Origin of the sequence: uncultured Nostoc sp. (genome assembly GCF_937863485.1) — a bacterium.
Lineage (GTDB): Bacteria > Cyanobacteriota > Cyanobacteriia > Cyanobacteriales > Nostocaceae > Nostoc.
On the sequence record NZ_CALMFY010000187.1, the window covers coordinates 59,011 to 69,460 of the forward strand.

Genomic DNA, 10,450 nt, shown 5'->3' on the forward strand with positions numbered 1-10,450 from the left:
AATCTTATACAACCTAGCAGCTAATTGCTGAATTGCCTAATGGTAAACCTACGATTTCTTATTGTTAGGAGACTTTTTCCATAAATAAATATACTTAATAAAAATTAATTTAACACGTTATATCAACCTTAGATAAATGAAGATTGTTTAATTATGTATATTTTTTCTTTTACCAGATAGATGAATATTCTGTATTATCTACATTGTTTTTTGTCAAAACTTCATATATCTCTAATTTTGTGAAGACTGAATAAAATAAATATTTTAAATTAAACTATTGGCAAAAATCCGAATAAAAGCAAAACGATCCACAGATGCACACTCAGAGAAGTCTGAGTTAGGTAGAAAGGCATAAATATAGATAAATAACTATATAAACAAAGATGAATATTGGTTTAGTTTTACGGTGATAATTGGTACTTAGGGGCATTAACTGTCCCACAGAATCGACCCTAAGTACTTATCTCAGTATGCCCCGTTATTTTTGGGCAGAATGACTACATCAACAGTTTTCAAGATAATCCATAAATCAAGCCATAAATTCCTAAATTTGACATAATGCAGGTCTATTTGGACTCGCCGAGGATAGGGAATGTCATTACGCCCAGACACCTGCCACAAACCAGTAATTCCTGGACGGATTGTTAAAATCTGATCAATGTGACAACCGTATTTTGGCAGTTCTTCTGCTACTAAAGGTCGGGGACCGACTACACTCATGTCCCCTTTTAAAACGTTCCAGAACTGGGGAAATTCGTCTAAGCTAGTAATTCGCAAAAATCGACCAATTTTGGTAATCCTGGGGTCTTGTTTCAGCTTAAAACTGCTTTCAAATTCTTGTCGCAACTGGGGCGATGTTTCCATCATTTGCATGAGGATTTCGTCCGCATTGCTCACCATTGTTCGGAATTTAATACAATTAAACGCCTTGTAATTTTTCCCTACCCGTTCCTGGACATAAAAAATTGGACCTTCTGAACTGAGAGCAATCAGCAAGGCCAAGATTAAGTAGACGGGGAAGAACAAAATCAACACCGACAGTGAAAACATTATATCGAACAGTCGTTTGGCAAACTCTCCGTTTAAACCCTGAAAAGAGAAACCTTTGGGTTTAACTTTTGGCGTCTTTGTTTTTTGACCGCGTTTTAAGAAAGTACGCGTAGACCCTCTAGTGTCTTGCCGTACGCCTCGCTTGCCGGAGAGGAGTGAACTCTGGGCAGTCATCATACTCCTTAATAATCCACACCACACATAGTCCCAATATTAAAGCCAAAATGAGGTTCTTCTGGGGGGAAATTGCCAAAAGCCTAAAAAAATAAGACATTAACCAACACCATCATTCCAAAAACGGTCTTTTTTCGTTGCACTTGTTTACAAAATCTAGATAACGATCTGCAAAGATTTGCGGTGAGAACTGCGCGGCGTGCGATCGCATATACTCGGAACTGAACGAACCCTGATACATTTCAAACTTTTCTACTGCCTCCACTAAAGCCGCCTCTGTTTGCGTCCTGAAAAATATACCTGTCCCTGTATCTACACAAGAGCGGATATCTCGCACTGTTTCTAGAGCACCTCCTGCACCGTAGGCAATCACTGGCGTGCCACAGGCCTGTGCTTCCACTAGGGCAATACCAAAATCTTCACAAGCTGCATACACAAACGCCTTAGCCCTAGACATATATTTTTTTACCATATTATCGGGTTGCCATCCGAGTATTTGGATATTGGAGTTTGCCATCTTGCGAATCTTTTTCATTTCATCTCCTGTACCAATGACTACTAATGGTCGTTTTAGTTGATTAAAAGCCTTGACAATCAACGATACTTGCTTGTAACTCACTAATCGGGAAACTGTCAGGTAAAAGTCCTCTTTTTCAGACAGAAATGGAAATTCCGCAATATTCACTGGTGGGTAAATGACTGTTGCTTCTCGCCGATAGCAACGCCAAATCCGCCGAGCTGTATGTTGCGAGTTAGCAATGAAGTAATCAACTCGATTGGCACTTAATACATCCCACTGACGCAAACGATGTAATAAATATCGCGTCACCCACCCAGGCAAACCACTACCCATTTTGCTGTGGTGCAGATAATCAAAGGTCAAGTCCCAGGCGTAGCGCATAGGGCTGTGACAGTAGCAAATATGCATCTGTTCGGGAGTAGTAAGGATTCCTTTGGCAACAGCGTGGGATGAAGACAGAATTATGTCATAATGCCGCAAATCAAGTTGTTCAATTGCCAAAGGCCACATTGGCAAGTATTTTTGTATACCGTTGCGGGCATAGGGAAAGTTCTGGAGAAACGTCTTGCCAATCTGACGCTTATATAAATAACTTTCTCTATTGCTGGATTCAAAATCGATGAGGGCATACAAATCAGCATCAATATGATTCAAAATTTCTCGGACAACGAGTTCTGAACCACCGGTGGCTTTGGGTGTCAGCCACTCATGAACCAGAGCATATTTCAAGGGCACAGCTAACTTGAATAAATGGAAAATACAAAAGTCAACTTGAGCAGGTTAACTGAAAAGTTTCCCCTTGCGATTAATTAACGGGAGGCGCCCCAGATTAGCACATAAGACGAATCTTTCCCTCAGAGGTTCCAGATGGATGCTGCAACCTGATAACCTCAAATTGGGGATTGGGCATTGGGGATTGGGCATTGGGAATTGGACATTGGGAATTTTTATTCTTCTTTTGCCCTTCTGCCTTTTCCCCAGTCACCAGTTCCCAATCCTTTGACGACAACTGACATAGGAATGGGGAATTTATGCGAATTTTAATTATGGGTGGTACTCGGTTCATTGGTGTCTATTTGACTCAACTACTAGTAGAACAAGGACACGAGGTGGTGCTATTCAATCGTGGGAATCGGCCAGCACCTTCTTTACAGGGAGTAGGACAAATTATAGGCGATCGCACGGATGCTACCCAATTAAAAGCAAAATTATCACAAGAAAATTTTGATGTGATTTTTGACAATAATGGGCGGGAACTGACTGATACTCAACCACTGGCAGAGATTTTTCACGACCGAGTGCAACATTTTGTGTATATGAGTTCTGCGGGGGTGTATCTCAAATCTGACCAACTACCCCATGTAGAAGGTGATCCAGTAGATTCCAAAAGTCGCCACAAGGGTAAACATGAAACAGAAGCTTACCTGACTCAATTGGGATTGCCCTTTACCTCTATTCGTCCTACTTATATTTACGGCCCTAGTAATTATAATGAGTTGGAAGGCTGGTTTTTTGACAGAATTGTGCGTGATCGCCCCATTCCTATCCCCGGAAATGGCTTGCATATCACGCAGCTAGGTCATGTAAAAGACTTGGCAAAAGCTTTGACTCAGGTTTTGGGTAATGAACAGGCCATAGGACAGATTTATAATATCTCTGGCGATCGCTTTGTCACTTTTGATGCTTTAGCCCGTGCTAGCGCTGTAGCGGCTGGTAAATCACCTGATGCTGTAAAAATCGTCCATTACGACCCGAAAAAGTTTGATTTCGGCAAGCGCAAAGCTTTTCCGATGCGGGTGCAGCATTTCTTTGCTTCGGTGAACAAAGCGCAAACAGAATTAAACTGGCAACCTGAATATGATTTGATTTATGGGTTACAAGACTCTCTGGAAAATGATTATTTGGTAAATGCAAAAGACAAAGCCGAAGTAGATTTTTCTGTAGATGAGGAGATTTTACAAGCTGTTTCATAACTAGATTCCCGACTTATTTAAATAAGTCGGGAATCTGAGCCTTAGTCAAAATCAAGAATCTTTTCTTTTACTTTGGAAAGATGCAACTCATCACGTCTTTAGTTTTTACTTGAATAGGAAGGAAAATTTTTTACTGTTGTCTATTATTCGGCAAATGTTTTTTAACACATTGCGTCAATGCCACTGAAATTATTTTCTATAAATGGTGTTATTAGGTGATAAAATGAACGAGTTGCAATATCCACTCCAGAATGTTCTAGAAGCCCGTGCCCGCTTAGGTGAAGGACCCATCTGGGACTCTACCCAAAACTTACTGTACTGGGTCGATGTTTATAACCATCGGGTGCATCAGTTTCATCCTGCCACGGGGAAAAACAGCTTTTTTGATGTGGGAGATGTCGTCGGTGCGATCGCAACAGCAGGTGCAGATAGATTAATTATGGCGCTGCGTGATCACCTGGCATTCCTCAACACCCAGACAGGTGTAGTTACCCCTATTTTGGAAATTGAAGGAAATCTGCCAAATAATCGCTTTAATGATGGTAAATGCGACTCTCAAGGCCGCTTTTGGTTTGGTTCAATGTCTTCTTTGGAAAAACCTCATGCTAGCCTCTATCGCTATGACAATGATGGTTCATTGCATGTGATGGAAACAGGATTGACTGTCTCTAATGGTCTGGGGTGGAGTCCTGACGAAAAGACGTTTTACTTGACAGATTCTCCTCACCATAAAATATACGCTTACGACTTTAATTCAGTAATAGGAAATATTAGTAATCGCCGTATTTTTGTTGATTTAACTAATGAATCCTTCTACCCAGATGGTTTAACAATAGACAGTGAAGGAAATATTTGGTCAGCTATGTGGGATGGATGGTATGTGATTCGTTTCAACACCAAGGGTGAAGAGATATTGCGGATAAAGCTACCTGTGCAATTGCCAACTAGCTGTACTTTTGGGGGCGAAGATTTGCAAACACTTTACATTACCACTGCTTCAGTTGGACTCAGCCAAGCAGAGATCGAAAAAAGTTTCTCCTCTGGTGATTTGTTTGCTCTCCAAACTGATGTTACTGGATTACCTACTTATGGTTTTAAAGAATTATAGCAATTTTCCGGTAATTTAACGATTGTACTATTGTTTATTTTCTCCACAGTGCCACTTGCTGTTTGAGTTCTTTCATATCTAAATAATCGTTAGCAAAAGCTTTTCGTAAAAGTGGATGAGGAATAAATTGATCATACTTTTGAATTTCCGGTGCTTCTGAAGTACTGACTAAATCTTCAGGGCTAATTCTTTGCTCACACAATGAAGCAATTTCACGATAAAGATATTTAAATTTATCCTTGCCTAATTTGATTGTTAAATAATAGGGATTTACTCCGCCAATACTTGTAATTTCCAACGATTCTCGACAGTAGGAGTTGAGTAATCTTTCCAAAGTACGATAAGCAACCGTACCCATCCACGGAAAAATGCAGCATTTACCTTTTCCCAATTGCAATATATTTTGTTTATCTAATCCAACCTGCTGGACTAATTGGCGAACTTTACGTAAACGTTGCAAAGCATTTTTTTGCAAATAGCTGTACTCGACATTTTCAAATAAAACTTGCTGCATTCGTTGCAAAACTTTGGTATGAATAGTGCCACCACCACCACGCCAATAAATACTAGCTTTCCCCTCGGCTTGTTTAACAAAAATAGCCTTCTTTTTAAAGTCAACTTCTACGACTTCCCAAGTTCTCCCAGCTAAAGCAAATTGATTGCCAACAGCAGGCGGCGTGACGATACTACCAATTTCTGTTGCACCTTGCTTAACAATATATTCTTGCTGTTCAGCAAAGACAGCATAAAACTGAAATTTTCTCACAACCTTTTCTCCTGCCAAACCCAGGATTAATTTACCTTGTTCAGTATGCTGAATATGACCAATATCAATTAAATAGCGGAGCAATAATTGGAAATTTTCTTTGGAAATAGCTGCAAAGCTTGACAGACTAAAAATTTGTTTAGCTAGGGCATTAGGTGAAATTTCGCCTGCTGCGGTTAAAATACTCATTGTTTGGTGATAAAGCAAACTCAAAGGGTATTTAATCGGTCTGATTGGTTCAATCCATTGCTCCTCTAAATAAAGTTGAATGATAGCGATAGACTGCAAAAGTTGCCACGGGATTTGCTCTGGTAGAGAAGCTTCTGATAATGGTTTCTCTTCAGCGCAGATAAAGCGCATATCGGCAGCTTCACCTCTTCTGCCACTACGTCCTAAACGCTGTAAAAAGCTCGCTACAGACAAGGGTGATTCTAACTGAATAATTCGCTCTAAATGACCGATATCTATGCCTAATTCTAAAGTCAGAGTGGCGGCAGTAACAGCTGGATTGTTGGATTCACGCATCGCATTCTCAGCTGCTTGCCGCAAGCTAGCAGATATACTCCCATGATGCACATGATATATATCTGGTAGTTTTTGTTCTGTGGCAATTTGTCGCAAAGATGCGATTACAGATTCGGTACGTGTTCGATTATTAGCAAATATCAGGCATTTGCGAGATTTGCTGAGGTTGAAAATATATTGTTCATAAGCTGTCGCCTCTGATTCATCTACTTCATCAGTAATATAAAAATGTTCTACAGCTAGTTTTATTTGGCGTTTTATCCCGTTAATTTGCGGTGTAATCACTGGCTTCTCTGTTCCAGAACACAACCAATTTTCAGCTATTGAGTAATCACCAAGAATCGCCGATAAACCAATACGGCGCGGTTGTTTTTGTGTCAACTGTGCTAAACGTTGTAATTGGCAAATAATTTGACAACCGCGTTCTGAACCCATAAAGGCATGAATTTCATCAATGATCACAAATCTTAAATCACCAAATAAGTGAAGTAGGTCGTTATTTTTGTTGATTAACAAACTTTCTAGAGATTCTGGTGTAATTTGGAGAATCCCTTGAGGATTCTTTAAAAGCTTGTTTTTTCGACTTTGAGAAACATCACCATGCCAGCGCCAAACTGGAATATCTGCTTCTTTGAGTAAGTCGTTGAGACGCTCAAATTGATCATTAATTAAAGCTTTGATTGGACTAATATATAATGCCCCGATAGTTGCAGCAGGGTTAGCATGTAATAGAGTCAAAACTGGCAGAAAGGCTGCTTCTGTTTTACCCGCAGCAGTTGCAGCAGTAACTAGCAAATGAGCATCAGTATCAAATATAACTTGACAAGCGGCAATTTGAACTGGCCGCAATTCAGTCCACTGGTGATGATAAATATATTCTTGGATGAAGGGTGCAAGTCGGCTAAAGGCATCGCTCATATTTTTTAGGAATAATTGTTAGCGACGTGAGCGTTAAAGAATCGCTCACATAGCTGTAAGATGTGATGGACAATTAGATGAATCTCTGAAGTAAGTAGTATTTTGGAAAATTTTGCCGATTTTTACTCCTATTGACTCAAGACAGATTAACATCCATAAACCAAACTGAAGTAATAGGGACAAGTATATAATCAGGCAAAACCTATGAATAAGTATAAGGAAATATTACGTGTCGTCCTTGCTATATGCATCATTGTGGTTGGAGCGACACACTTTATTATTCCAGAACCATATGTCAAAATTATGCCGCCGCAACTACCTTACCCTTTAGGATTAGTTTATCTCAGTGGCTTTTATGAAATTTTGGGTGGTATCGGCTTATTAGTCCCGCCTGTAAGTCAAGCTGCTGCTTGGGGACTTATTGCTCTTTTTATTGCGGTTTACCCTGCCAATATCAATATGGCGGTTAATCATATTAAGTTAGAACATATACCAAATTCACCTTGGGTACATGTAATCAGGCTTCCCCTTCAAGCAGTTTTAATTGCTTGGGCTTGGTGGTACACGAAATCTTCTGATTCGGAAAAACAAGCTTCTATCATTCCCAAGTCACTCATTCCCAAAGAACTAGAATTGAAATGAGTGCGTTTTTTATATCTGAATCATGCGCGTTGCAACTTTGTTTGGGATAACACTCTCGTTAGGAATAAGCATTGCAGGAGTAGCCGTTCCGGTGACTCAAGCTGTGCAGCTTAGAGATGGCATAGTCTACTTTGTCCAACCGCCGAAACTCGTTAACGCGACAACTACTTACAAAGATGTGAATATTTGGGGCGCAACTTACTATTTCACTATCAACCTGCCAGATAATGCTGGAGAATCCCTCCAGAAGGTAACGATCGCCCAGAGGGAGGGATCAGAAAACATCCGCTACGATCTTAATGATACCTACGCGTTTGTCGGAAAAAGCGATCGCAAAGAAACGCGACTTACACTAGGCGCAGTCACCAGCGAACGCAAGATACGAACAGTTACTGTGAACTTTGATCCGCCTGTGACTCCAGGACAGACAGTCACAATCGCCCTCCGCCCTGTGAAGAATCCGAGCTTTTCTGGTGTCTATTTACTAGGTGTGACAGCGTTCCCAGTGGGTGAAAATTCCCACGGACAATTTCTCGGCTTTGGACGGTTTCAGTTTTACAGCAATGGTAGAGGCTGGGGGTTTCCATAGGGTGCATTCCGTCAAACAATTTTGGATTTTAGATTTTGGATTTTGGATTGACCCCACGGATAAATCCGCTTGCTCTGTACGATCAAGGAATCATTGGTCAATCCTACTATGAACAAAGCAAGTTTTGGTAATGACAGCTTCTTGTAGAATCACGACAGTTTAATCTGATTGAGAACCTATCCGGCAAGTGAGCGATCGCTTGCAAAAGTTTGGAATCACTCTATATCTAAAGAGTAGAATTAGTGAGCGTATAAAGAAAGTGTTTTTATGAGTATTCCACTTGTAGACCAGCCTACAGAAGAAAAACTGTTCACTCTCAAGGATATTTCTTGGGAGCAATTCAAAGGGATTGAGGCACAACTTCAAGACAACCGCAATGTTAGACTGTCTTATTTGTCAGGAATCTTAGAAATTATGTCGCCCATTGGAGATAAACATGAGAAAGTGAAAAGTACTGTTGGCTTGCTGTTAGAAGCTTACATGAAAAAGTTGGGCATCCGGTTTTACAGACGTGGTGGTTTCACTTTAGAAGAACCTGGGTATGCTTCTGGTACGCCAGATGAATCTTACAGCATTGGCACAGAAAAAGAAGTTCCTGACATTGTGATTGAAATTATTGTTACCAGTGGAAGCATTAACAGGAAGGAGTTATACAAACCTAAAAAAGTGCCGGAAGTTTGGTTTTGGAAATCTAACTCTATCAAAATATTCCGTTTTAACGAACAGGATGAGTATGAACAAGTAAAGCGGAGTGGATTTTTTCCAGATTTAGACCCAGTTTTGCTGCTGCATTATATCGCAATGCCTGACCAGTACGATGCTGTTGTTGAATTTGAGCAGGCAATCCGAAATCAATAAATTTTTATCCCCAAATTATTTGTAAATTTAAAATAAACTCTGGTCAAACATCTTCTCCTGATAATTCTTGTGGAGATGCTAATATTTCTACTGGTTGACCAAGACGAGAGATTTCTACTTGATGCATTTTCGGATTAATTAACCAACCTAATCTAACTCCGTTATCGATATATTCCTGCATTTTCTCTTGCGTTTCTCGCAAAGTATCGCTTGGTGACATTAACTCTAAAACGAAATCTGGTGCGATCGGTGGGAACTTTTCTTGTTCTTCAAGTGTGAGTACATTCCATCTATCTTTTCTTATCCAAGCTACATCAGGAGAACGGTTGGCACCATTGGGAAGTTTAAAGCAGGTGGAAGAATCGAAGCAAATTCCTAGTTGAGTTTGGCGATTCCAAATCACAAAATCAGCATTAACTTCTGAATTACGATTTCCAGTTTCTCCGCCTGTAGGTGGCATTATTAGTAATTTTCCCTCTGCATTCCTTTCAAATTTGACTTCTGGGTTTTCCCGACAGAGTTGATAAAATTGGTTGTCGGTGAGTTGGATGATCGGGTTTAGGTTAATGGCGATCGCACTCATGGGGATTATCCTGGGAATGACATCAAATTTAGCTAAATTGTAAGCGAACTTGTAGGTAGTGAGCGCTTTTCAATCCCAACTCACCTGATTGAAAACCAATAAACTAAATTAGGACTAAATTTAATAGGGTGTACCATCGTTACGAATAAGTTTTCTAGACTTACCATCAGGGCTAGCTGTTGTCATCAAATTTTCATCAGGGTAAGTAACTTTGTCATTGGGAGTACGATCTCCTACCTCTAAATAAATAGCAACCACCGATGAGCGATTTACTAAATGATGTCCATTTGCCTCACCTGCGGGAAATCCTGCTGCCATTCCCGGTGTGAGAATTTCTGCACCTCTATCTGTGACTAATGTCAGTTCACCTTCCAAGACATAGATAAACTCATCTTGATGAGAATGCCAGTGTCTTATAGAGGAATAGCTTCCAGGCTCTAACTTTACCAGATTTACTCCAAAGTTCTGCAATCCTGCAAAGTTACCTAACTGTTGCCGTATTCTTCCTGCAACCATTGGCTTAAACTCATCAGGGTAATTTGTGCGTATTTCACTAGGTACTTCTTGGGGATTAATAATCATTGAATTACTAATTGAGAAACAGATTTATTGTGAATTATTGCACTTAAACCTCATCTATGTTGAGAACCGTAGTTTTTGCCCTCACCCTAAATCCCTCTCCCAAGTAAGGGGAGAGGGACTTGTTTCCGGCTCCCCTTCTCCCAAATTTGGGAGAAGGGGCTG

The 10,450-nt window shown here is 40.2% G+C and carries 10 protein-coding genes; 5 read left to right on the forward strand and 5 right to left on the reverse strand.

Translation table 11 applies throughout. From position 1 onward, the window contains the following. Positions 1 to 465: 465 nt before the first annotated feature. Both Q0541_RS25385 and Q0541_RS25390 read right to left on the reverse strand, forming a co-directional pair. On the reverse strand, positions 466 to 1,224 hold the full coding sequence (locus tag Q0541_RS25385; protein ID WP_298917371.1) for a sugar transferase: 759 nt from the start codon (positions 1,222 to 1,224) through the stop codon (positions 466 to 468). 112 nt (positions 1,225 to 1,336) lie between these two features. After that, positions 1,337 to 2,479, reverse strand: a complete 1,143-nt coding sequence (locus tag Q0541_RS25390; protein ID WP_298917333.1) for a glycosyltransferase — start codon at positions 2,477 to 2,479, stop codon at positions 1,337 to 1,339. Positions 2,480 to 2,775: 296 nt separating this feature from the next. Here Q0541_RS25390 and Q0541_RS25395 point away from each other — a divergent pair, with 296 nt between their 5' ends. Further along, on the forward strand, positions 2,776 to 3,717 hold the full coding sequence (locus tag Q0541_RS25395; RefSeq protein ID WP_298917336.1) for an NAD-dependent epimerase/dehydratase family protein: 942 nt from the start codon (positions 2,776 to 2,778) through the stop codon (positions 3,715 to 3,717). A gap of 223 nt (positions 3,718 to 3,940) precedes the next feature. Next, a complete protein-coding gene (locus tag Q0541_RS25400; protein ID WP_298917339.1) occupies positions 3,941 to 4,825 on the forward strand; it encodes an SMP-30/gluconolactonase/LRE family protein in 885 nt (294 codons plus the stop codon). A 34-nt stretch (positions 4,826 to 4,859) separates the two neighbouring features. On the opposite strand, the gene Q0541_RS25405 is transcribed toward Q0541_RS25400, so the two are convergent. Further along, positions 4,860 to 7,034 carry a DEAD/DEAH box helicase gene (locus Q0541_RS25405; protein ID WP_298917342.1) on the reverse strand — a complete coding sequence of 725 codons (2,175 nt, stop codon included), beginning with the start codon at positions 7,032 to 7,034 and terminating at the stop codon, positions 4,860 to 4,862. Positions 7,035 to 7,238: 204 nt separating this feature from the next. Here Q0541_RS25405 and Q0541_RS25410 point away from each other — a divergent pair, with 204 nt between their 5' ends. From Q0541_RS25410 to Q0541_RS25420, 3 genes are all read left to right on the forward strand, one after another. Beyond that, entirely contained in the window at positions 7,239 to 7,676 is a 438-nt protein-coding gene (locus Q0541_RS25410; RefSeq protein ID WP_298917345.1) for a DoxX family protein, read from the forward strand. 22 nt (positions 7,677 to 7,698) lie between these two features. Further along, the gene (locus Q0541_RS25415; protein WP_298917348.1) at positions 7,699 to 8,265 is read left to right on the forward strand and encodes a DUF2808 domain-containing protein; all 567 of its coding nucleotides are present in this window, start codon (positions 7,699 to 7,701) and stop codon (positions 8,263 to 8,265) included. A gap of 267 nt (positions 8,266 to 8,532) precedes the next feature. Next, positions 8,533 to 9,123: a Uma2 family endonuclease gene (locus Q0541_RS25420; protein WP_298917351.1), complete on the forward strand. Its 591-nt coding sequence runs from the start codon at positions 8,533 to 8,535 to the stop codon at positions 9,121 to 9,123. Positions 9,124 to 9,166: 43 nt separating this feature from the next. Here the strand turns inward: Q0541_RS25420 and Q0541_RS25425 are convergent, their stop codons facing one another. Both Q0541_RS25425 and Q0541_RS25430 read right to left on the reverse strand, forming a co-directional pair. Then, positions 9,167 to 9,706, reverse strand: a complete 540-nt coding sequence (locus Q0541_RS25425) for a Uma2 family endonuclease (protein WP_298917354.1) — start codon at positions 9,704 to 9,706, stop codon at positions 9,167 to 9,169. A 120-nt stretch (positions 9,707 to 9,826) separates the two neighbouring features. After that, positions 9,827 to 10,288 carry a cupin domain-containing protein gene (locus Q0541_RS25430; RefSeq protein WP_298917357.1) on the reverse strand — a complete coding sequence of 154 codons (462 nt, stop codon included), beginning with the start codon at positions 10,286 to 10,288 and terminating at the stop codon, positions 9,827 to 9,829. Positions 10,289 to 10,450: the final 162 nt, after the last annotated feature.